22 protein-coding genes and 1 other RNA gene are annotated in these 23,442 nt (G+C 53.6%); 6 read left to right on the plus strand and 17 right to left on the minus strand.

What is annotated here, in order from left to right; all coding sequences use genetic code 11:
- Positions 1–48: 48 nt before the first annotated feature.
- The 6 genes from gcvH to IV433_RS06905 all read right to left on the minus strand — a co-directional run bounded on the left by gcvH (position 49) and on the right by IV433_RS06905 (position 6,304).
- Positions 49–435 carry a glycine cleavage system protein GcvH gene (gcvH, locus tag IV433_RS06880; RefSeq protein WP_195813885.1) on the minus strand — a complete coding sequence of 129 codons (387 nt, stop codon included), beginning with the start codon at positions 433–435 and terminating at the stop codon, positions 49–51.
- Between the two features lie 53 nt (positions 436–488).
- On the minus strand, positions 489–1,586 hold the full coding sequence (gene gcvT, locus IV433_RS06885; RefSeq protein WP_195813884.1) for a glycine cleavage system aminomethyltransferase GcvT: 1,098 nt from the start codon (positions 1,584–1,586) through the stop codon (positions 489–491).
- 322 nt (positions 1,587–1,908) lie between these two features.
- Complete coding sequence (gene ubiI / locus IV433_RS06890; protein WP_195813883.1) at positions 1,909–3,135, minus strand: FAD-dependent 2-octaprenylphenol hydroxylase; 1,227 nt, start codon at positions 3,133–3,135, stop codon at positions 1,909–1,911.
- Positions 3,136–3,163: 28 nt separating this feature from the next.
- Complete coding sequence (ubiH, locus tag IV433_RS06895) at positions 3,164–4,342, minus strand: 2-octaprenyl-6-methoxyphenyl hydroxylase (RefSeq protein ID WP_195813882.1); 1,179 nt, start codon at positions 4,340–4,342, stop codon at positions 3,164–3,166.
- Positions 4,343–4,360: 18 nt separating this feature from the next.
- A complete protein-coding gene (gene pepP, locus IV433_RS06900; protein ID WP_195813881.1) occupies positions 4,361–5,677 on the minus strand; it encodes a Xaa-Pro aminopeptidase in 1,317 nt (438 codons plus the stop codon).
- Between the two features lie 54 nt (positions 5,678–5,731).
- Positions 5,732–6,304 carry a YecA/YgfB family protein gene (locus IV433_RS06905; RefSeq protein ID WP_195813880.1) on the minus strand — a complete coding sequence of 191 codons (573 nt, stop codon included), beginning with the start codon at positions 6,302–6,304 and terminating at the stop codon, positions 5,732–5,734.
- Between the two features lie 253 nt (positions 6,305–6,557).
- Between IV433_RS06905 and zapA the strand changes: the two genes are divergently transcribed.
- From zapA to ydgU, 5 genes are all read left to right on the plus strand, one after another.
- Complete coding sequence (gene zapA / locus IV433_RS06910; RefSeq protein WP_013576788.1) at positions 6,558–6,887, plus strand: cell division protein ZapA; 330 nt, start codon at positions 6,558–6,560, stop codon at positions 6,885–6,887.
- Positions 6,888–6,936: 49 nt separating this feature from the next.
- Positions 6,937–7,120: non-coding RNA, 6S RNA (gene ssrS / locus IV433_RS06915), on the plus strand.
- A gap of 39 nt (positions 7,121–7,159) precedes the next feature.
- Positions 7,160–7,756, plus strand: a complete 597-nt coding sequence (locus IV433_RS06920) for a 5-formyltetrahydrofolate cyclo-ligase (RefSeq protein ID WP_195813879.1) — start codon at positions 7,160–7,162, stop codon at positions 7,754–7,756.
- A gap of 181 nt (positions 7,757–7,937) precedes the next feature.
- Positions 7,938–8,360: an acid resistance repetitive basic protein Asr gene (gene asr / locus IV433_RS06925; RefSeq protein ID WP_195813878.1), complete on the plus strand. Its 423-nt coding sequence runs from the start codon at positions 7,938–7,940 to the stop codon at positions 8,358–8,360.
- Between the two features lie 116 nt (positions 8,361–8,476).
- Positions 8,477–8,557 carry a small membrane protein YdgU gene (gene ydgU / locus IV433_RS26455; RefSeq protein ID WP_456095398.1) on the plus strand — a complete coding sequence of 27 codons (81 nt, stop codon included), beginning with the start codon at positions 8,477–8,479 and terminating at the stop codon, positions 8,555–8,557.
- Positions 8,558–8,712: 155 nt separating this feature from the next.
- Here ydgU and serA read toward each other — a convergent pair whose 3' ends face one another.
- Complete coding sequence (gene serA, locus IV433_RS06930) at positions 8,713–9,951, minus strand: phosphoglycerate dehydrogenase (protein WP_195813877.1); 1,239 nt, start codon at positions 9,949–9,951, stop codon at positions 8,713–8,715.
- Between the two features lie 340 nt (positions 9,952–10,291).
- Positions 10,292–10,954, minus strand: coding sequence for a ribose-5-phosphate isomerase RpiA (gene rpiA / locus IV433_RS06935; protein ID WP_152327761.1), 663 nt, complete (start codon positions 10,952–10,954; stop codon positions 10,292–10,294).
- A gap of 215 nt (positions 10,955–11,169) precedes the next feature.
- On the opposite strand from rpiA, the gene IV433_RS06940 reads away from it, so the two are divergent.
- Positions 11,170–12,072 carry a LysR family transcriptional regulator ArgP gene (locus tag IV433_RS06940; protein WP_101075345.1) on the plus strand — a complete coding sequence of 301 codons (903 nt, stop codon included), beginning with the start codon at positions 11,170–11,172 and terminating at the stop codon, positions 12,070–12,072.
- 83 nt (positions 12,073–12,155) lie between these two features.
- On the opposite strand, the gene IV433_RS06945 is transcribed toward IV433_RS06940, so the two are convergent.
- From IV433_RS06945 to pgk, 9 genes are all read right to left on the minus strand, one after another.
- Entirely contained in the window at positions 12,156–12,875 is a 720-nt protein-coding gene (locus IV433_RS06945; RefSeq protein ID WP_195813876.1) for an oxidative stress defense protein, read from the minus strand.
- 122 nt (positions 12,876–12,997) lie between these two features.
- Positions 12,998–13,615, minus strand: a complete 618-nt coding sequence (gene argO / locus IV433_RS06950) for an arginine exporter ArgO (protein WP_195813875.1) — start codon at positions 13,613–13,615, stop codon at positions 12,998–13,000.
- Between the two features lie 185 nt (positions 13,616–13,800).
- Positions 13,801–14,676 carry a small-conductance mechanosensitive channel MscS gene (mscS, locus tag IV433_RS06955; protein ID WP_195813874.1) on the minus strand — a complete coding sequence of 292 codons (876 nt, stop codon included), beginning with the start codon at positions 14,674–14,676 and terminating at the stop codon, positions 13,801–13,803.
- A 135-nt stretch (positions 14,677–14,811) separates the two neighbouring features.
- On the minus strand, positions 14,812–16,080 hold the full coding sequence (locus IV433_RS06960) for an MFS transporter (RefSeq protein WP_195813873.1): 1,269 nt from the start codon (positions 16,078–16,080) through the stop codon (positions 14,812–14,814).
- A 59-nt stretch (positions 16,081–16,139) separates the two neighbouring features.
- A complete protein-coding gene (locus tag IV433_RS06965; protein ID WP_195813872.1) occupies positions 16,140–19,238 on the minus strand; it encodes a beta-galactosidase in 3,099 nt (1,032 codons plus the stop codon).
- Positions 19,239–19,374: 136 nt separating this feature from the next.
- Positions 19,375–20,457 carry a LacI family DNA-binding transcriptional regulator gene (locus IV433_RS06970; RefSeq protein WP_195813871.1) on the minus strand — a complete coding sequence of 361 codons (1,083 nt, stop codon included), beginning with the start codon at positions 20,455–20,457 and terminating at the stop codon, positions 19,375–19,377.
- Between the two features lie 36 nt (positions 20,458–20,493).
- Entirely contained in the window at positions 20,494–20,874 is a 381-nt protein-coding gene (locus IV433_RS06975; RefSeq protein ID WP_195813870.1) for a lysozyme inhibitor LprI family protein, read from the minus strand.
- 148 nt (positions 20,875–21,022) lie between these two features.
- Positions 21,023–22,102, minus strand: coding sequence for a class II fructose-bisphosphate aldolase (gene fbaA, locus IV433_RS06980; protein ID WP_056773197.1), 1,080 nt, complete (start codon positions 22,100–22,102; stop codon positions 21,023–21,025).
- 130 nt (positions 22,103–22,232) lie between these two features.
- Positions 22,233–23,396, minus strand: a complete 1,164-nt coding sequence (gene pgk, locus IV433_RS06985) for a phosphoglycerate kinase (protein WP_101075336.1) — start codon at positions 23,394–23,396, stop codon at positions 22,233–22,235.
- Positions 23,397–23,442: the final 46 nt, after the last annotated feature.

Here is a 23,442-nt window from a genome sequence, read left to right on the forward strand (position 1 = left end):
TTGAATTCGCCCCGCAAACGGGTTGCGGGGCGGGTATTGCAGTCTTGATTACTCTTCGATTGAAGCTGAGTAGGCTTCTGCATCCAGAAGATTAGCCAGTTCGGCTTCGTCTGAGGCTTTAATCTGGAACAGGAAACCTGCGCCGTACGGCTCGCTGTTGACCAGCTCCGGAGAACCTTCCAGCTCGCCGTTCACAGCCACGATTTCGCCGTTGATTGGGGAGTAAATATCGGACGCCGCTTTAACGGATTCCGCGACCGCGCAGTCTTCGCCTGCGGCAACTTCACGGCCCACTTCTGGCAGGTCTACAAAGACCATGTCGCCCAGTAATTCCTGTGCGTGTTCGGTGATCCCTACGGTGTAAACGCCGTTGCCTTCTGAACGCACCCACTCGTGGGAAGACGCGTATTTCAAATCTGCTGGCACATTGCTCATCTTTAATCTCCTGAAAACGTTTTAAATTTTTATAAATCAGCTAATCGAATGGGTTACTGCGCCAGCGGTTTGCCGTTACGGACAAAGCCTGGTTTGGTGACTTTTACCGGCATTTCGCGGTTACGAATTTGAACAATAGCGTTTTCGCCAATGCCCGCCGGAACGCGTGCCAGAGCAATACTGTAGCCGAGAGTCGGGGAGAATGAGCCGCTGGTGATCACGCCTTCCAGCGTATTGCCCGCGCCGTCGGTAAATCGCACCGGCAGTTCGTTACGCAGCACGCCTTTCTCCGTCATCACTAAGCCGACAAGCTGTTCGGTACCCTGCTCGCGCTGTCTTTCCAGTGCGTCACGGCCAATAAAGTTGCGGTCTTCCGGTGCCCACGCGATGGTCCAGCCCATATTGGCCGCCAGCGGTGAAACGCCTTCATCCATTTCCTGACCGTAGAGGTTCATGCCAGCTTCCAGACGCAGCGTGTCACGCGCGCCGAGCCCGGCAGGTTTAACGCCCGCGGCCAGTAATTTCTGCCAGAAATCAGCAACCTGCTCCTGCGGCAGTGCGATTTCATAACCAGCTTCGCCGGTGTAGCCGGTCGTGGCAATAAAGAGGTCGCCCGCCTGCACGCCGAAGAACGGTTTCATGCCAGCGACGGCTTGCTTTTGTTCAGCGGTGAACAGCGTTTCGGCTTTTTCTTTCGCCTGCGGCCCCTGAACGGCAACCAGCGCTAAGTCATCACGCACCGTCAGTTCGATGCCGTACGGTTCTGCATGCTGCGAAATCCATGCCAGATCCTTTTCACGGGTCGCGGAATTCACCACCAGGCGGAAATAATCTTCAGTGAGGAAGTAAACAATCAGGTCGTCGATCACGCCGCCGGACGCATTGAGCATGCCGGTGTAAAGGGCTTTGCCCGGGACGGTGAGTTTGGCGACGTCATTCGCCAGAAGGTAACGGAGGAATTCGCGGGTCCGTGCGCCGTGAAGGTCAACGATGGTCATGTGCGAGACGTCAAACATACCGGCGTCCTGACGCACAATGTGGTGCTCATCCAGCTGCGAGCCGTAATGCAAAGGCATCATCCAGCCGTGGAAATCGACCATACGCGCACCGCACGCCACGTGTTGTTCATAAAGCTGAGTCTGCTTAACCATCTTATTCCTCATGACGAAAAGGCTGCCTGAAAATGTAAAAATGACAGGGAGCGCAAACGATACCCTTTATTTGAACTTACCACTGAATTCCCCTGCTAACCATAAGATAAAATATGTGGAGCAGAACGAATGTCAGTAATTTCTCAGGGGCATTGTGCAGAGTTTTTGACTGGTAAACTGGGGTTTGTGGCGCAAAATCTACAAATAAACACCAAAAGTATCGATGTTATATAACGGCGAGGCCGGATTTCTCACCCTTTTCAGAATGGGGAATCCGGCTTCGAATTAGAAAAAATAATGGTAAAACTGAGCTGGAATTAGATTATTTCAATCGAAGTGAATCGTCCTGTAACCATTCAGGAAGATCGTTGAGCCCCATCGCCTGACGGACCAGTTGCGGTTTCACACCCGGCAAGGAATCCGCCAGCGTCAGGCCGATATCACGCAATAATTTCTTCGCCGGATTATCCCCGGCAAACAGTTCGCGGAAGCCCTGCATTCCCGCCAGCATCAGCGCCGCGCTGTGTTTACGGCGGCGCTCGTAACGGCGTAAATACATGTGCTGACCGAAATCTTTGCCTTCTTTTTGCAGACGTTTGATTTCAGAAGCCAGCTCGGCGGCGTCCATAAAGCCTAAGTTAACGCCCTGCCCGGCCAGCGGATGCACGGTGTGCGCCGCATCGCCGACCAGCGCCAGACGTGGCGCGGCAAAACTGCGGGCATAACGGCCGGTCAGCGGGAAGGTCAGACGCTCGCTTTCGACAGCACAAACGCCCAGACGCAGGTCAAACGTGCTGGCGAGAATTTTATTAAACTCTTCCGGTGCCAGGGCGCTCAGACGCTGCGCTTCATCCGGCGAAACCGACCAGACGATAGAAGACAAATGAGCATCCGCCAGCGGCAGGAACGCAAGAATGCCTTCACCGTGGAAAACCTGCCGTGCGACAGACTGGTGCGGCTCTTCGGTGCGAATGGTCGCAACCAGTGCATGATGGCGATAATCCCAGAACGTCAGCGGGATATCGGCATGCTGACGCAGCCACGACTGTGCGCCGTCAGCGCCGACCACTAAACGCGCGCTGAGCTGGCGGTCATCGCTGAGAGTCACGAACGCATCGTTTTCGCCCCACGCGACATTTTTCAGCGTCGCAGGTGCGAGCAGCGTGATGTCAGAAGAATTTTCTGCCCGCTGCCACAGGGCGCGGTGAATGACATGATTTTCGATGATATGACCAAGGTGGCTGAAACCGTATTCTTCGCCACGAAATGCAATTTTACCGAAGCTGTCGCGATCCCAGACTTCCATTCCCTGATACGCATTCGCGCGCTGGGCGATGATGTTGTCCCAGACGCCGATATATTTGAGCAGACGCTCGCTGGCGGCATTGATTGCAGAAACGCGCAGGCCCGGCTGTTCCGGCAAAGGTGAATCGAGATCCGGCAGCTGGTTTTCCAGCACAGCAACGCGCAGGCCGCTGCCCTGTAATCCGCATGCCAGCGCCAGACCGACCATTCCGCCACCGGCGATAACCACATCAAAAGATTGCATAATTTTTCCTGTAAGGCCCGGAACGGAATTAACGGTCAACCCAGCCGAGCGTCCGTCGGATAAACGCATCGCGCAACGGCGTGATGCCTTCCATCGCCAGTAAACCCAGATTGCGGCCGACCATTAATGGCAGATAACGGTTGGCAAAGAGGTGGATCAGGCCGTCGGTAACGCCGACGGTCGCCTGCTGATCGGGCTGACGGCGGTTCTGATAACCGCAAAGTACGCGATAACTGCCGACGTCGTTGCCCTGCTTTGCGGCGCCTGCCAGCGTTTCCGCCAGCGTCATCACATCGCGCAGGCCGAGGTTAAATCCCTGACCGGCAATCGGATGCAGGGTTTGCGCCGCGTTGCCCACCAGCGCCAGACGATGGCTGATATGGCTGTTGGCTTTTTGTAATTGCAGCGGATAACTGAAGCGTTTACCGGCCTGTTTCATGGTACCCAGACGCCAGCCAAAGGCCTTTTGCAGTTCGCTGAGGAACTTCGCCTCGCTCCAGTGATCAATTTCTTCACGGGCTTCGCGCGGGTGGCACCAGACCAGCGAGCTGCGCCCGTCGGACATCGGCAATAAAGCCAGCGGTCCGTTTTGGGTGAAGCGTTCGAACGCGCGGCCGTTATGCGGTTCGCTGGTGGCGATGTTGGCGATGACGGCAATCTGCCCGTAATCCTCGCGCTGCCAGCTGATATTGCAGGCTTTCGCCAGCGACGAATGAGAACCGTCAGCAGCGACCAGCAACTGCGCGGTGAGAGTTTCACCGCTGTCGAGCGTGACACTCGCGTTGTCAGTTTGTCTTTGAACATCAACCACTTTTGCCGGGCAATGCACCGTCACACCAGGCGCCTTGCTGAGCATGGCAAACAAACGGTTGCCGACTTCATGCAGCTCAACAACGTGACCAAGCGCTTCGACACGGTAATGCGCCGCAGTGAGATTCACAAAAGCCGCATGACCGCGATCGCTGACGTGAATGTCACGGATAGGCGTCGCGATTTTTGCCAGTGCCGGCCAGATCCCGACGCGCGCCAGTTGCTGGCAGGTTCCCTGCGCGAGCGCTATCGAACGGGCATCAAAACCCGGATGCCCGTGTTCTTGCGGCGCGGTCGCTTCCACCAGATGCACCGGCAGACGCCCCTGCGTCAGCGAGGAAATCGCCAGCGCCAGCGTGGCACCGGTCATTCCGCCGCCAACAATCACTATGCTCATAGAGAAACAATGCTCATATTATTTACGTGCCGCCGCCATTAAGGCTTCGATATCATCGGCTTCTTTCACCACGTCGCCGGTCAGAATTTCGATGCCGGTCGCAGTGATCAGAATGTCGTCTTCGATGCGAATACCGATGCCGCGATACGCTTCCGGAACGTCGGCGTCCGGCGCGATGTACAGACCCGGTTCAACGGTCAGCACCATGCCCGGTTCCAGCGTACGGCTGCGTTCTGCCGAGCCATAATGGCCAACGTCATGAACGTCCAGACCCAGCCAGTGAGACAGACCGTGCATGAAGAACTGACGGTGCGCCTGTTCGGCATACAGCGTGTCGACATCGCCTTTCATCACGCCCAGTTTCACCAGACCTTCAATCATCACGCGCACGGCCGCTTCGGTCGCCGCCTGAATGCTGCTGCCCGGCTTTAAAATCTCCAGCGCTTTGTATTCTGACGCCAGCACGATGTCGTAGATTTCGCGCTGCGCTTTGCTGAATTTGCCGTTCACCGGGAAGGTGCGGGTGATATCGCCCGCATAACCTTTATATTCGCAACCGGCGTCGATCAGCACTAAATCGCCGTCACGCATTTCACATTCGTTTTCGGTGTAATGCAGAATACAGCCATTTTCACCGCTGCCGACAATCGTGTTGTAGGAAGGATAACGCGCGCCGTGGCGGTTGAATTCGTGATGAATTTCGCCTTCGAGCTGATATTCGAACATCCCCGGACGGCATTTTTCCATGGCGCGGGTGTGTGCCAGCGCGGTGATTTGCCCGGCACGGCGCATAACCGCGATTTCTTCGGCGGATTTGAACAGACGCATATCGTGAACCCACGGGCGCCAGTCAGTGACGGTCGCGGGCGCGGCGAAGTTCTGACGAAAACCTTTACGCAGTTTTTCCATCGCACGGTTAACGATTTCATCGGCATAGGCATATTCGCCCTGCGCGTGATAGACCACGTCAAGGCCGTTGAGCAGTAAATGAAGCTGGTCGTTGATGTCGCCGAAAGGCAAGGCTTTTGTCACGCCCAGCTTAGCCGGTGCTGCTTCCTGCCCCAGACGACGCCCGAACCAGATTTCAGCGGTGAGATCACGCACGCGGTTAAACAGCACGCTGTGGTTATGATTTTCATCACTTTTGACCAGAATCAGCACGGCTTCCGGTTCGTTGAAACCGGTGAAATACCAGAAGTCACTGTTCTGACGATATGGGTATTCACTGTCGGCGCTGCGCGGGGCTTCGGGGGCCGCAAAAATTATCGCAGCACTTCCCGGTACCATTTTCGCTAACAGCGCCTGGCGACGGTTCTCGATCTCTTGCTGAGTCATCACTTTCTCCTGAAATCGTTTTAGTTCGTTGTTATTAAATGTGTTCTCAAATAATCAGTGCAACGTGCGGGTGTTTTCAGGTGCAGACGGCAGGCTGTGGCCAAATTCGCCAAAGCACAAAATGGCTGCCACGCGGACGTACTCCACCACTTCCTCTAAAGATTGCGCCAGTTGTTCCTGATCTTCATCTTCGTCGTAGCCAAGTTGCGCGATGCTACGCAAATCATCGATGGCTTCGCCGACTTCGCCTTTCACTTTCGCAAGTTTAGGCTGCATCATGCCAAGGCCGAGCAGGAAATGGTTGACCCAACCGGCGAGCGCGTCGGCACGTTCGAAGACGCTTTTGTCGTCATCGGGCATCATCATTTTAAATTCGAAGCTGTCATCTTCGAGCGTATCGGAGGTGACTTTACGTAGCTGTTGCAGCAAATCCGCCAGCGTATGCGGGAAGGCCATGCCTTCATTGGTCAGATCATGCACCATCGTCAGCCAGCTGCCGTCGCGGTTGCCGCCACACAGTAAGCCACTGATCAGACCGTGCATTTCTGCTGCGGTCAAAGCAACCGATTGTTGTTTCAGGTTTTGATCCAACGAATCGTAAGTAGGGTAAGTATTATCAATAGACATGCGCATTCGCCATCGTTGGCAGGTTAAGTTCGTGTTATGCTACCACCAAGGTCTGTCGTAGTACCAGATTAGCAGCCCGCAATCAGGCTCACTTTGGCCTGAATGGCACGCCCTGAACAATCGGGCAGCAGTCAGCCGGTCATGGGGTTGTAACCTGGTATTGAGATAGTTATAGTGGCGCCCGCTTCCAACATCCTGCGCCAGGTCGTAGTGGTCACGTTGGGGCGGACGAATAAATCAGCAGGAAGGTGGCATGTCTGCACAACCGGTAGATATTCAAATTTTTGGTCGCTCGTTACGGGTGAATTGTCCGCCAGAACAACAGGAAGCACTGAATCTGGCAGCTGAAGATCTTAATCAGCGGTTGCAAGATCTTAAAGTTCGCACTAGAGTCACCAATACAGAGCAACTGGTTTTCATCGCGGCATTGAACGTATGTCACGAACTTGCTCAGGAAAGGTTGAAAACGCGCGATTACGCATCCAATATGGAACAACGTATCCGGATGCTGCAACAAACCATCGAGCAGGCATTGCTCGAACAAGGCCGGATCTCTGAACGTGAAGGGGCGCCTTTCGAATAACACACGTTGCTGATGTGGCTCGTCACAGGCCAGTCAGAAGCGGTAAAAAATTTCTCTGAGATGTTCGCCAGCGGGCCCGTCCCCTGAGCCGATAATTAGTACCAACAGAATGTGATGATCCGTAATCGGTGCGCATGCTCGGTCCGTCCGAGAAGCCTAAAGATTGCGACAGCACGTTCACCTTGAACCATGGGTTCAAGGGTTACAGCCTGCGACGGCATCTCGGAGATTCCCCTTTCTTTTCGGTACATCCCTTTCTGGTGTTTGTATCTATGTCGCACACTCCTCTTTTTGCTTCTGCCCGACAAAATATCCGTACTGAAATTCGCCAGCGTAGAAAAAATCTAACTGCCGGTCAGCAAACACAGTTTGCCCTTCAGGCCGCTGATCGCGTTGCCGCACACCCTAAAATTCAGTCTGCCAGCACGATTTCAGTTTTTCTGTCCTTCGACGGAGAGCTTGATACCACACCGTTGATTCAGCGCCTGTGGCAGGAAGGAAAAGAGCTTTGTCTGCCTGTGCTGCATCCGTTTTCACCTCACCATCTGTTGTTCCTGCGCTATACGCCTGAAACACCACTGGTGCGCAATCGTCTTAAAATCCTCGAACCACAACTCGATGTCACACAGGTTTTGCCTTTATCTCAGCTGGATATCATCCTGACGCCGCTGGTCGCGTTTGACAGCCACGGACAACGTCTGGGTATGGGCGGCGGATTCTACGACCGCACGCTGGAGCACTGGCAGGATGGCGGGCCGTATCCGATAGGCTTAGCGCATGATTGCCAGCAAGTGGATGCCTTGCCCGTGGAACACTGGGATGTGCCTTTGCCGCAAGTGATCACGCCGGGCAAAGTATGGACATGGTAAAGACCGGCTGACTGTTAATACTTCTCTCCGATAATACTCTCCCTCAGAAAATTGCCCTTATACATACCGTTACACGCCGAAACCAATCCCTCACGGACAATAAAATCCGTCATGTCTATTATCTTCTCAACGGCCCCGCAGTGGGGCAGACACATAAACCGATATCTCTGAGGAATTAAACATGAAAAAAGTATTAGCTCTGGTTGTAGCCGCTGCAATGGGTCTGTCTTCTGTCGCTTTCGCTGCTGAAACAACCGCAACGCCGGCACCTGCTGCTGCAGCAACAACCGCTGCACCTGCTGCCAAGCACATAACCAAACACAAGACTCATAAGAAAGTCGCCCAGAAAGCCCAGGCTGCTAAAAAACACAAAAAATCCGCTAAGAAAGCTGCTCCGGTAGCCCAGAAAGCGCAGGCTGCTAAGAAACACGTAAAACACGCTAAGAAAGCGGCTCCGGTAGCTCAGAAAGCGCAGGCTGCTAAGAAACATGTGAAACACGCTAAAAAAGCGGCTCCGGTCGCTCAGAAAGCGCAGGCTGCTAAAAAACACGTGAAACATGCTAAGAAAGCTGCACCAGCTGCAAAAGCAACACCAGCAGCATAAGAAGTCACCAAGAAGTTTTTGTGAGGTGTTAACTCGCAATAACCAGGACTGCTAAATTTACACCCCGTTCGCCGGGTGTTTTTTTCTCCAGTTTTTATCCTGAGGTACTGTGGATGATGCTGCGCCGCTTCCAGTTCGAAATCACCCTGTCTTCACTGATCCTCTGTGGTCTGGTCAGTCTGTTCTTTTACTTCTGACATTTTCATGAAATGCCCTGAGATGGCGCCCGTCATCGGCTCAACGCCTTGAGCAATCTGGCAAACGACTCATCCGGTAAGATCTTCCTGTCTGCGGGAAATGACATAAAAAAACCGCCTTTCGGCGGTTTATGTTCTGTTACTGCGCAGATCTGTCAGTAAAGCAAGCGCGCACGGATCGTGCCCGGAATTGCTTTCATCAGTTGCAGCGCGGTGTTCAGCGTGGTGACATCCGTTTCAGCATCGATAACCACATAACCGACTTCCGGGCTGGTTTGCAGATACTGCGCCGCAATGTTGATGCCCTGCTCCGCGAAAATCTGGTTGATGCTGGTCAGCACGCCCGGACGGTTTTCGTGGATATGCAGCAAACGGCTGGCTTTCTCGGTATGCGCTGGCAAAGAGGCTTCCGGGAAGTTAACCGCAGACAAGGTTGAACCGTTGTCAGAGTATTTCGCCAGTTTACCTGCCACTTCCAGGCCAATGCCTTCCTGCGCTTCCATGGTAGAACCGCCGATGTGTGGCGTCAGCAGAACGTTGTCGAATTCACACAGCGGAGAATTGAACGGATCGCTGTTGGTCGCCGGTTCTTCCGGGAAGACGTCGATAGCCGCACCGGACAGATGTTTACTGCGCAGCGCATTGCACAGGGCAGGAATGTCGATCACCGTGCCGCGTGAGGCGTTGATCAGCAATGCGCCCGGCTTGATTTGTGCAAGCTGCACTTCGGAAATCATGTTTTTGGTGCCTGGCGTTTCAGGAACGTGCAGGGTTACGACGTCGCTGGTGCTGAGCAGTTCTTCCAGAGTCGCAATCGGCTGCGCATTACCCAGCGGCAATTTGCTTTCGATGTCGTAATAGAAAACGCGCATCCCCAGGCTTTCCGCCAGAATACCCAGCTGTGTACCGATGTGGCCGTAGCCGACAATACCCAGACGTTTTCCGCGCGCTTCAAAAGAGCCGACGGCCAGTTTGTTCCAGATCCCGCGGTGCGCTTTGGCGTTGGCCTCAGGAATACCGCGCATCATCAGCAACATTTCTCCCAGCACCATTTCGGCGACAGAACGGGTATTGGAGAACGGTGCATTAAAGACCGGAATACCGCGACGGGTTGCCGCTTTCAGGTCAACCTGATTGGTACCGATACAGAAACACCCTACAGCTACCAGTTTTTCTGCTGCCTGGAACACTTCTTCGGTCAGCTGAGTACGCGATCGGAGTCCAACAAAGTGCGCATCACGGATCGATTCTTTCAGCGATTCCGTATCTAAAGCACCTTTGTGAAATTCAATATTGGTGTAACCCGCGGCACGGAGTGTATCAACCGCACTTTGGTGGACGCCTTCCACTAACAAAAATTTAATCTTGTCTTTCTCAAGTGATACTTTTGCCATTTCCCGACCCTATATTTTTTCTGGCTGAATTCGAACTGCTAGGTGACTGCTCACAGTCAACATAACAAAAAATACGCCATCATCAATACAAACGATTGCCTGCCAGACAGCAGAAGGCTCACCGCGCCTGTTGGTTTTCAGCATTTCCTGCTGGTTAGATTTTGCAGAGCAAGACGTTCAGGAGGCGTTAGTGAGAAATGTGACATAAGTCACCAAATTAAGGCTTTTGAAGAAAAGATGATTCAGTCAGAAAATTATCATCTTCATAACATTGTGTTATGACAGGGGGATGACTGGCTGCTTTCAGCAAAAGCAGCCAGATCTTCTGCTTATTGATGGGTTACTTCAGCGTGACAGTTTTTACGCCTTCAGAAGTGCCTACCAGCGCAACGTCGGCGCCACGGTTGGCGAACAGCCCTACCGTCACCACGCCCGCAATTCCGTTGATCTTATTTTCCATCGCGACGGCATCCAGAATGCTCAGATTATGGACGTCGAGAATGATGTTGCCGTTGTCAGTCAGAACGTTCTGGCGGTATTCTGGCAAACCACCGAGTTTCACCAGTTCACGCGCAACGTAAGAACGCGCCATCGGGATGACTTCTACCGGCAGCGGGAATTTACCCAGCACATCGACTTGCTTGGACGCGTCCACAATACAGACGAATTTTTTGGCGATCGCGGCAATGATTTTTTCGCGGGTCAGCGCAGCGCCGCCGCCTTTGATCATCTGCATGAAACCGTTGATTTCATCCGCGCCGTCAACGTAAACGTCCAGCGAGTCCACTTCGTTGCTGTCGAAAACGTGAATGCCTAAGCTTTTCAGTTTTGCCGTTGAAGCGTCAGAACTGGAAACGGCACCTTCAATCTGACCTTTGATCGAACCCAGTGCATCGATGAAATGGGCGGCGGTGGATCCGGTTCCGACACCGACAATGGTGCCCGGGGTCACGTAATCCAGTGCGGCCCAGCCGACTGCTTTTTTCAATTCTTCCTGCGTCATAATGGCTTCTCTGTCTGATAACGTAAGTGGCGTGAATACGGAAAAGTGTCGGTGATTATAAAGCATGTGCCGGCAGATTGGGCAGACAAGAGCGTGACCAGATCACACTTATTAAGTGCAATTGGGTTGTAAACGCCCCGATTTTCCTCACCACAAAACCTGACAATCTGTGGCATAGTATTCGGATAAAATTAAATCCAAGGGACAGAACTCCGATGAAACGCCCGGACTATAGAACGCTACAGGCACTGGACGCGGTGATCCGTGAGCGCGGTTTTGAGCGCGCCGCACAAAAGCTTTGCATCACCCAATCGGCGGTCTCTCAGCGCATTAAACAACTGGAAAATTTGTTCGGCCAGCCTCTGCTGGTGCGTACCGTGCCGCCTCGTCCGACGGAGCAGGGGCAGAAATTACTGGCCCTGTTACATCAGGTGGAATTGCTGGAAGAAGAGTGGCTCGGCAGTGACAGTAACAGCGACAGTAATGATACGCCGCTGCTGCTTTCGCTGGCGGTTAACGCCGACAGTCTGGCAACCTGGCTGTTACCGGCGCTGAAATCTGTGCTGGTCGATTCACCTATCCGCCTGAATTTGCAGGTTGAAGATGAAACCCGGACGCAGGAACGTCTGCGCCGCGGTGAAGTGGTCGGGGCGGTGAGTATTCAGCCGCAGCCGCTTCCGAGCTGTCTGGTCGATCAACTTGGCGCACTGGATTACCTGTTTGTCGCTTCCAAACCCTTTGCCGATCGGTATTTCCCGAACGGCGTCACCCGTTCCGCGCTGCTGAAAGCGCCGGCGGTTGCGTTTGACCATCTCGATGATATGCACCAGGCGTTCCTGCAACAAAACTTCGATTTGTCACCGGGAAGCGTGCCGTGTCATATCGTTAACTCGTCGGAAGCCTTCGTGCAGCTGGCCCGTCAGGGCACGACCTGTTGTATGATCCCGCATCTGCAAATTGAGAAAGAACTGGAAAGCGGCGAGCTTATCGACCTGACGCCCGGCCTGTTCCAGCGCCGGATGCTCTACTGGCACCGCTTTGCGCCGGAAAGCCGCATGATGCGTAAAGTCACCGACGCCCTGCTGGCACACGGGCATCAGGTATTGCGTCAGGACTGATTTCCCCCCGCAGAAAACAAAAAACCCGCCGAGGCGGGTTTTACATGGACGTCTGTCCCTGAATATCTGAAATATGAAAGATATTAACGCTGGAGTTCGAACACCACATCCACCTGATCATCAAAGTGAATGCTTTGCTGTTCGTAAGTTTCAGCGGCATCATTTTGCGTTGGTGCCGCGGCGGCTTTAAACATCCGCGCAACCGGCATTGGCTGGTAGTTAGCGACGTGATAACGAATGCTGTAAACCGGCCCCAGCTTGGTGTGGAAACCTTCTGCCAAAGATTTTGCCTGCTGTGTGGCGTTATCAATGGCTTTCTGACGCGCTTCGTCACGGAAACGATCAGGATTTGCCACACCCAGTTCGATAGAACGGATTTCATTCAGGCCGGATTTTAACGCGCCATCCAGCAAATCGTTCAGTTTATCCAGCTGACGCAATGTCACCTGAACCTGACGCACCGCACGGTAGCCTTTCAGCTCTGAACTGCCGTCTTTCAGGTAGTTATATTCCGGCTGCGTGCTGAGATTCGCGGCATTGATGTCTTTCTTTTCAATTCCGTTTTTCTGCAGGAAACCAAAATATTCCGCCACACGATCGTCGGCTTGTTTCTTGGCGCTCGCGGAATCTTTTGCCGATACGCTCACTTCAATGGCCAGCGTCGCGATATCCGGTGTGGCGTCAACGCTTGCCGTACCTGATGTCACCACGTGCGGCCCGGCAGGAACTTCTGCCGCGTGCAACGCCAAAGGTAAAGTCCCTAATCCCAACATCGCTGCTACAGCCAATGCTTTCAGTTTCACAGTGCCTCCATTAATCATCAAAGATCTGGCAATAGTTAATTCAATCAATCCGCAAAACCGTAGCATAAACCGTTACAACTGAAACTAAGATTAGTGACAAAAACCTGTTTTCGGGCAAAAACTCAAAATACGCCGGTCTGACGCGCGAGTTGAATCGCGATCCCCCACATGATGGTGCCGACGAAAAAATTGATGACGCGCTGCACTTTCCCGGTGTTTAACCAGGGCGCGAGTAATGCCGCGAGAATGGCCAGCCCGAAGAACCACAGCACAGAAGCACTGATCGCGCCGAGCGCAAACCACGAACGTTCATCGTGGCTCAGGCTTCCGCCCAGGCTGCCCAATACGACAAATGTATCGAGATAAACGTGCGGATTGAGCCAGGTCACCGCCAGCATGCTGACGACAATCTTCCAGCGACTTTGCTTCGCTACTTCGGCCTGCGCCAGTTCAGGATTTTTGCTGAACGCCGTACGGAATGCGCCCCAGCCATACCACAGCAAAAATGCCACGCCGCCCCAGCTCACCAGCGCCAGCAACAACGGCGATTTACTCAGCAGCGCGCTGCCGCCAAATATGCCGCCGCAAATCAGCACGATATCGCTCAGCGCGCATAAAGACGCAATCATCAGATGATACTGGCGGCGAATACCCTGATTCATCACAAACGCATTCTGCGGCCCGAGGGGTAAAATCATTGCGGCGCTCATCGCCAGTCCTTGCAGGAAAATAGCCAGCACGTGAATATCCTTAAAGAGTTAATAACAGAGATTGCGCGCAGTGTAAGGGCTTTGGTGTCATTAGAGGAAATGGATATTTCTTATCGGTCATTAGCCTGGCTTATTTGTGAGGGATCCGATTTTCAGACACAAAAAAGCGCCCGCAGGCGCCCGAACAGTAAAAATCTGTAATGCGGTTTATTCAATCACGCCCGCTGTTCTGCCTCTTGGCTGGCATCTGCCACACGGTGCAAATGCACATCCAGTTGTGGGTACGCGATGTTGATATTGTTCTCATCCAGCGCGCGTTTGAACGCTTCCAGCAAATCCCAGTAAACTTCCTGAGCATCGCCGTTGGTGCTCCAGACGCGTACCACAAAATTCAGTGTTGATGCGGCCATTTCGTTCAGACGGATGGTCACCCCTCGCTCATGCTGAATGCGCTTGTCAGCGGCAATAATATCGCCCAGCACTTTCTTCACGACATCAATATCAGAATCATAGCCAACGCCCACGATGATTTCGGTACGACGATTCGGCTCACGCGAGGTATTGATGATGTTACCGGCGATGATTTTACCGTTCGGCACGACGATCATTTTATCATCAGGGGTTAACAGCGTGGTGGAGAAAATCTGCACCTGCGTGACAGTACCGGCCACGCCACCCAGATCCACATACTCGCCCGCGCGGAACGGACGGAAGATCACCAGCAGAACGCCTGCGGCAAAGTTGGACAGCGAGCCCTGCAATGCCAGGCCGACGGCTAAACCGGCGGCACCGATAACAGCAATCACCGACGTGGTTTGCACGCCCACTTTACCCAGCACGGCAATCAGCGTAAACGCGATAATCGCATAACGCACCATGGCGGAAAGGAAGTCGGAAACCGTAATATCAATACCACGAACTTTTAAGACCCGGCTGACACCGCCTGAAACAACGCGGGCGATGATCATGCCTACAATCAGAATAAAGATAGCCGCCACAATATTCACAGCGTACTGAATCAGTAAAGCCTGGTTTCTCACCAACCAGTTGCTGGCATTGTTAATGCCGTCCACAACGTTCAAATCATCCATTTAGCGTACCCCAAAATAAAACCCTGTCGGGCTGAAAGAAACCAAAGCTGCCCGATATAACGGGCAGCAAGTGCTCTTTAAGGTTAACGAACAATGTGATGAAGTGCCAACCGCCCGATGAGAAAGGCGATCAGATTAGGAATTTACGCGGCTGTTGTTAAGCGTTTCGGGCGTTTTGAAAGCCTGCAACGGCCCTCTTCCGCTCAGCGTGAAGGCCGAAATCACCGTAAACGTCAGCGCCACTAATCCGAGAATGAGGTATGTACCGTGGAAACCGATACGGTCATACATATTCCCGGCGAAGACGGACATAAACATGATCGCCACCTGTTTGAAGAAGCAGAACGTCACCAGATAAATCGTCGCGGAGAAGCGCACCTCAAACACTGAAGTGATGTATTTGAAGCAGCCGACAATCAGGAACGGCACCTCAAACATGTGCAGCGTTTTGAGCACCACGACTTCCAGCGGCGATGAGGCAAACGACGAGCCGATGATACGGATCGACATAATCGTCCCGGCCAGCAGCAGCGCATTTTTCCCGCCAATACGGTTCACGATAAGCGGTGCGAAGAACATGATGCAGGCGTTCAGCAGCTCGCCCATGGTGGTGACGTAACCGAACACGCGCGTACCTTCGGATGACGAATCAAAGAACGAGGTAAAGAAGTTGGCGAACTGCTGGTCGAAGACGTCGTAGGTGCAGGACACGCCGATTACGTAAAGCGCCAGGAACCAGAGTTTGCGGTCTTTGAGCAGCTCAAGGGCAATCTTCAGGCTGAACGGTTTGGTGTTCGCGCCCAGTTCATTCACTACGCGCGCGGTAGGCGTCACTTCCGGTTTGGCAATCAGCAAAAGGATGGCCAGAATGACCGCACAGCCTGAACCAAGCCAGAAAACAAATTCGTTGTTGATGGTGAACATGATGCCGACCACCGACGCGCAAAGCGCCCAGCCGACACAGCCGAACATCCGCGCACGGCCAAATTCAAAGCTGCTGCGGCGACTGACTTTTTCGATATACGCTTCAATCGCAGGCGCACCGGCGTTGTAAATCAGCCCGAGATAAATCCCGCCGACCACCGAACCGAGATAAATATTAATTTTCAACAGCGGGCCGAACACGTAAATAAAGAACGGCGCGAAGAGAACCAGCATGCCGGTGATCACCCAGAGCAAATGCTTTTTCAGCCCCAGCTTATCGGCCAGCAACCCAAAGACCGGCTGGAAGAGCAGGGAGAACAGCGAAATGCTGGCAAATATTATGCCGGTGTCGCTTTTACTGATCTGATTGATGTCATGCAGCCAGATCGGGAAGAACGGAAAATACGCCCCCATGATGAAAAAATAGAAGAAGAAGAACAGCCCGAACATCCAAAAGTTAGTATTTTTCAGGTAATACATAATCAGTTTCCTTACGACTGAACGCTGCGCCGCAGCGGGTTACGCCACGGCGCGGGATGTCAGGCACGTTTCCAGGTGAACGAATAATGATAGTGACCGGCAGTCAGCAGGAAATCCGGACTGACGCTCGGGCTCCAGGAGTCATCCCCGCCGACGCCCATATGGAAGCCGTCGATGTTCAGCCATGTCCCCTCTTCTTCACGCAATAAATGGCGGTGGCTGGTGTCCGTCAGCTGTTGCAGGCTGTAACGGCTCAGGCCAAAGTGGAAATTACCCCGCAACGTCCATCCGGCGTATTCCAGTTCACGCGTCTCACCGCGCAAACCGTTTTCGGTCGGGAAAACGTACGGCGTATACAAATCACCGAGCGGCAATGTCCAGCGCCCGTGCTGCGCAGCCAGGCGGCGATCCGGATAGTTTTCATGCGGCCCCAGCCCCAGCCAGCGGACGTTCTCAGCGGTGTCTGCGAGCTGGCAGGTCATGCCGATGCGCCCCGGCGACGGCACGTTTGACGCTACGCGAACATCCGCGCTGATATGCAGTTCGCCCTGATTGTCGATACGGTAAGTTTTGCGGCTCAGCAACCGGGTTTCCCCGCCAGCCAGATACGCGTGCGAGGTGTTGATGATTACGCCGTCCTGAATCTGCCCGGCGCTGATGCTGATTAACTGCGATTCAAGCTGATACATTCCGGCGGCTTTCCAGCGCTCCACCCACGCATTCGGATCAATGCGCGTGACTTCGCTGACGCCGATATCGTTATCAACCGGCGCACGGACAAACTGGTCGCGAAGCGCCGAAAGCAGGCGCGGCGTTTTGCCATCAAACCACTGCTCCAGCAGGCCGCTCTTCTGGTTAAACTCCCAGCGTTGTGTGCCGTGAACCACGGAAATATTTCCGTCCTGAATTTCCAGAACCGGCGCGGTGGCAGATGCTTTTTCCGGCTCCGGCAGGCTCAGAGCCTGCGGTAACTGCCACTGATCCCATGCGCTGCGGTGACCGGCTTGCGACCATGCCGTCGCCTGCGGCTGATGAACGGAAACGTTCAGCCACAAATCGCCGCCGGCTTTCGGTACCGGCCCCAGCTCAAGTTTCTGCACGCCATTCGGTGCAATATTCAGCGCCGCTTCGCCCTGCGCAATCACTTCGCCATCGCGCTCAATACGCCAGACCAGCTGTTCGTTGTCGCTGCGGCGGAACAGGTATTCGCTTTGAATCTCCAGCGTGAGAGGCGATGTGCTGACCAGTGAAAACAGGAAGAACTGCTGGGCGCGCTGGGCTTCAAACAGTGACGGATGCGGCGTGCGGTCGGCAAAGACCAGGCCGTTCATGCAGAACTGACGGTCATTCGGCGTATCGCCAAAATCACCGCCGTAGGCCATATGACGATCGCCGTTTTCGTCCGTTTTCAGCAGGCTCTGATCCACCCAGTCCCAGACAAAACCGCCCTGCAAGCGCGGGAACTGACGGAAGGCTTTCCAGTATTTATCGAACCCGCCAAAGCTGTTGCCCATTGCGTGGGCGTATTCGCAGAGGATCAGCGGACGCGTTTCGTCCGGCATGCTGATCCACTTTTTGATGGACCATTTTGGTACCGCCGGGAATGGCTGATCCTGCTCCACGCGGGAATACATCGGGCAGATAATGTCGGTCGCCACGCTGTTGGCGCCGCCGCCTTCGTACTGTACCGGACGCGTCGGATCGACGGATTTGATCCAGCGGTACATCGCGTCGTGATTCGCACCGTGGCCGGATTCATTGCCCAGCGACCAGATGATGATGCACGGATGGTTGCGATCGCGCTGAACCATGCGGGTGACGCGTTCGCTGAACGCATTGAACCAGACCGGATCGTCCGATAACCGATTCATCGGCTGCATGCCGTGGGTTTCAATATTGGCTTCATCGACCACGTACAAACCGTACTGATCGCAAAGTGTGTACCAAAGCGGATGGTTCGGATAATGCGAGCACCGCACTGCATTGAAGTTGTGTTGTTTCATCAGCACGATGTCGCGGCGCATCGTCGCTTCGTCCATCACCTGACCGTTTTCAGGGTGATGTTCGTGACGGTTGGTCCCGCGGATCAACACCGGCTGACCGTTAACTTTCAGCAGCCCGTTGCTGATTTCCACCTGACGGAACCCGACGTCGCAGGCTTCGGCTTCAATCACCCGGCCTTGCGGAGAAATCAGGGAAATGACCGCGCGGTAGAGCGCAGGCTGTTCGGCGCTCCACAATTCCGGCTGGCTGACCGGTAACCGCAGCGTGGTTTTATCAAATGCGCTGCCGCGTTCATCAATGATTTCACTGCCCAGCGGCTGCTGGTGTTCTGCAACCGGCTTGTCACCCTGCCAGAGCTGCACGCGAACCTGATAATCTGCGGCACTTTCTTGCGGTACGGCGGCGCTGACCTGCACTTCCAGTTCGGCCTGCGTGAAACCGTGGAACAGATGCGTGCGAACCTGATAATCCGTGATTTGTTCCGCCGGTTTGTGCAGCAAAGTGACGTCGCGGAAAATCCCGCTCATACGCCACATGTCCTGATCTTCCAGATAGCTGCCGTCGCTCCAGCGCAGCACCATCACCGCGAGCCGGTTTTCACCTGCATGCAGCACGTCGCTGAGATCGAATTCCGCCGGTAAACGGCTGTCCTGGGAATAACCGATCCATTTGCCGTTGCACCATAAATAGAAGGCGGAATTTACGCCATTGAACACAATGCGCGTCTGGCCGTTGTCCAGCCAGTTTTTATCCACACAAACTGTGAGCGAGTAACAACCCGTAGGGTTTTCTTCCGGCACAAACGGCGGATTAACCGGGATCGGATACTGAACGTTGGTGTAAATCGGCGCGTCATAACCCGCAAGCTGCCAGTTTGATGGCACCTGAACCTTGTCTGCATCCGCGAGGTCACCTTCCAGCCATTGTTCGGGCACGGCTTCTGGCCGGCTAAAATAGCTGAATATCCATTCCCCGTTCAGGGGAAGAATATTAGGGGAACCTTGATTTCTTCTGGCTTCTTCACTTTTCCGCCAGCTGTTAAAAGGCGGGTGCGCCGCAAGACGGTTATATTGCGTTAATGATGGTTTTTCCCAGTCACGGCGCCCCAGAACGGTGGCCAGTGACGACAGTTTTTCATCCGCTGATAATGTCATAATAATCCCCATGCAAAATTGTTATGCGCTCACAATAATATAAACATGCGTAACGGGAGCCATTAAGTAAAGCAAGGGAGTACGGGAAAGGGACGCGGATCACAGATCCCGCGCCGGAGAAGCAAAAAAAAGTGAATCAGCGCGGGCTGAGCTGGCGGGCGATGCGGAGAAGCTCCTGCGACAGTGCTTCCTGAGAAACAGCAGATTCGCCGGGTTTCGACGTTGTGTGGCGCTCCACCAGAGAGGTCGGCAATAACAGCGACGACTGCTTCTTATCGCCATGATGATGCAGATGATCAACCAGCCGGTTGACGCTTTCATGCCCGAGCAGGCGGAAATCCTGCTTTATGGTGGTCAGCGGCGGGAAGAAAAACGCGCTGTCTTCGGTATCGTCATAGCCGATCACCGAAATCTGTTCCGGTACGCGCAGGCCAAATTCATGCACCGCACGCAGCACACCGAGCGCCATCTGATCATTGGCAATCAGGATCGCCGTAGGCCGCACCGGCTGGTTGAGCAGCAATAATGCCTGCTGATAGCCGGACGCCGCGCTCCAGTCGCCGTGGTGTACGGCACAGGGCGTAATCTGGTGCTTTGCCAGCGTACTCAGCCAGCCTTCGTAGCGCAGCCGCGCGGAGATGGATTCCAGCGGGCCGGTCAGCACCGCAATTTTCTGATGCCCCAGCGCCAGAAGATGTTCAACGCCCTGCTCTGCCCCGCAATGCGGATCGAACAGAATTTTAAAGACTTCTGCCTGCGGATCGACATCCAGGAACAGCACTGGTAAATCACCACACAGCTGCGCAATGGCGCCCGCATCATCGTTCGATAGCGGCACGTTAATCAGCACGCCATCAACGCGCTGCGACATCAGCTCATTCACCGCCGTGCGGCAGGCCAGAAGGCTCAGGTTATCAATCATCGAAATAACGACGTTAAAACCTAACTGATTGGCGCGGGTTTTCATTGCGGAAGCAATTTGTGACGGCGCATGAAGCGCGAGTTCGGTGGTCGCCAGCCCCAGCGTATAACTTTGTTTCCCGGCCAGCTGCTGGGCAACGCGATTCGGCACGTAGTTCAGCGCCGCCATGGCCTGCTCGACTTTATCCCGCGTCTTTGCCGAGACGTGTGCCGCCTGATTCAGCACACGCGATACGGTCTGATAAGAAACGCCCGCCTGACGCGCGACGTCATCGAGGGTGACAGATTTTGGCTTCATGGCTCTACCTTCAGGCTTCATGCAAAAACAATGCAATTACGGGCAACTCAGATCGCCTTCTTCACAATGCAGGATGGCATTAATTTCTTTCGTGCGTTGTTCGGTTTTTTGTTGCAGACAACCTGAATAGATCATCGGCTGTACGGAACCGCCCTCCACGCCCGAAGACATAAAATCACAGTCTTTGTCACGATACGCAATCCAGCTGCGCTGCGCGGCTTTGAATTTGGTTTGCTGTTCCGGCGCAAGTTGCGCCATCTTCTGTTTGTAAGCCTGATTAAGTAACGCATCGCTGCGCTGAAAATCCTGCCCGGCGCAGATGTTCAGCTCCATTTGCGTAGAGGCATTTTTACAGTCGACCTCTGCGGCCTGGGCGAAAGAGGTCAGGGCAAGTAACGTAAGCAAGACAAGACGCATATTTTTCTCCGGCAGAGATAGTTTTCAATAAGATAGCAGAGAATGAGACAGGACGATTGTGAAGGTAAAACGGGCAATAAAAAAGGGGCCGAAGCCCCTTTGACGATTATCCTCACATTCCGGTGGTCAAGCACCGGAAGGGTAAGAATTACAGTACGTCGATTGCGTTCAGTTCTTTGAATGCCAGTTCCAGGCGAGTCACCATGGAAGACTGAGCAGAACGCAGCCATACGCGCGGGTCATAGAATTTCTTGTTAGGTTTGTCCGCGCCTTCCGGGTTACCCAACTGACCTTGCAGGTAAGCTTCGTTTTTCTTGTAGAACTGCAGAATACCGTCCCAGTTTGCCCATTGGGTATCGGTATCGATGTTCATTTTGATAACACCGTAGCCTACAGATTCTTTGATTTCTGCTGCAGTAGAACCGGAACCGCCGTGGAATACGAAGTTCAGGCTGTTGTGTGGCAGGTTGTGTTTCTTGCAAACGTATTCCTGAGAATCGCGCAGAATCGTTGGAGTCAGTTTAACGTTACCTGGTTTGTACACGCCGTGTACGTTACCGAATGACGCAGCGATAGTGAAACGCGGGCTGATTGCGTTCAGTTTTTCGTATGCGTAATCAACGTCTTGTGGCTGAGTGTACAGTGCAGATGCGTCCATATGGCTGTTGTCCACGCCATCTTCTTCACCACCAGTACAACCCAGTTCGATTTCCAGAGTCATATCGAGTTTTGCCATGCGAGCTAAATACTTGCTGCAAATTTCGATGTTTTCTTCCAGAGATTCTTCAGACAGGTCGATCATGTGAGAAGAGAACAGTGGTTTACCGGTTTTCGCGAAGTGAGCTTCACCCGCGTCCAGCAGACCGTCGATCCATGGCAGCAGTTTTTTCGCGCAGTGGTCGGTGTGCAGGATGACTGGCACGCCGTAATGTTCTGCCATCTGATGTACGTGGTGTGCGCCAGAGATTGCACCCAGTATTGCCGCGCCTTGTGGCACGTCAGTTTTCAGGCCTTTACCTGCGATGAACGCAGCGCCACCGTTAGAGAACTGAACGATAACCGGTGAACGGACTTTCGCAGCAGCTTCGAGAACGGCGTTGATTGAGTCGGTGCCTACGCAGTTAACCGCTGGCAGTGCAAATTTGTTTTCTTTAGCGATAGCGAAAACTTTCTGTACATCATCACCAGTGATAACGCCTGGTTTTACGAAATCAAAAATTTTAGACATAGTTCTTTGTCCTGTATTCGTCGGCCGTAGATGGATTGAATCGGTTTGCTATGTCGCGCGAGTTCCACTGTGCAGCCCCTCGCGCGGCAAAGAAGAACGAGCAGCCTTACTGCTGCTCATTCAGGGTTCATTACTTCTTAGCACGCTCTTCCAGCATCACAACCGCTGGCAGTGCTTTCCCTTCAACGAATTCCAGGAATGCGCCACCGCCAGTGGAGATATAGGAAATTTTGTCAGCGATACCGAACAGGTCGATAGCTGCCAGAGTGTCGCCGCCGCCTGCGATAGAGAATGCTTCGCTGTCAGCAATGGCCTGCGCCACAATTTCGGTCCCTTTACGGAAGTTAGGGAACTCGAACACGCCTACAGGACCATTCCACAGAATGGTTTTAGCGTTTTTAATGATCTCAGCCAGACGGTTTGCAGACTCATCGCCCATGTCGAGAATTTGTTCGTCATCTTTGATGTCTTTAACAGACTTCACGGTAGCAACCGCAGTTTCAGAGAACTCGGTAGCAACGCGAACGTCAGTTGGGACAGGAATGTCGCAGGTTTCCAGCAGTTTGCTTGCAGTACCGACCAGGTCTGCTTCGTACAGAGATTTACCGACGTTGTTGCCTTGTGCTGCAACGAAGGTGTTCGCAATACCACCGCCAACAATCAGCTGGTCAGCGATTTTGGACAGGGAATCCAGAACGGTCAGTTTGGTAGAAACTTTAGAACCACCCACGATAGCAACCATCGGACGCGCCGGGTTACCCAGAGCTTTACCCAGTGCTTCCAGTTCAGCTGACAGCAGCGGACCGGCACACGCGATAGGAGCAAATTTGCCTACACCGTGGGTAGAAGCTTGCGCGCGGTGCGCAGTACCGAATGCGTCCATCACATAGATGTCACACAGGGCAGCATATTTTTTGGACAGGGCTTCGTCGTCTTTCTTTTCGCCTTTGTTGAAGCGAACGTTTTCCAGAACAACCAGCTCGCCTTCGGCAACTTCAACGCCATCCAGATAGTCTTTAGCCAGACGAACAGGAGAAGACAGCTTGTCTTTCAGGTAGTTAACAACTGGCAGCAGAGAAAACTCTTCGTTATATTCGCCTTCAGTCGGACGACCCAGATGCGAGGTAACCATCACGCGTGCGCCTTGTTTCAGGGCAATTTCGATGGTTGGCAAAGAAGCGCGGATACGTGCATCTGAAGTTACTTTGCCATCTTTAACTGGCACGTTCAGATCGGCACGGATCAGTACGCGTTTACCCGCTAAATCCAGATCGCTCATCTTAATAACAGACATGGTGAATCCTCTCGTTGATTCTCTTTAAAGTTGCTTGAAGGCAATT

The sequence above is a fragment of the Rahnella laticis genome (assembly GCF_015644585.1).
Lineage (GTDB): Bacteria > Pseudomonadota > Gammaproteobacteria > Enterobacterales > Enterobacteriaceae > Rahnella > Rahnella laticis.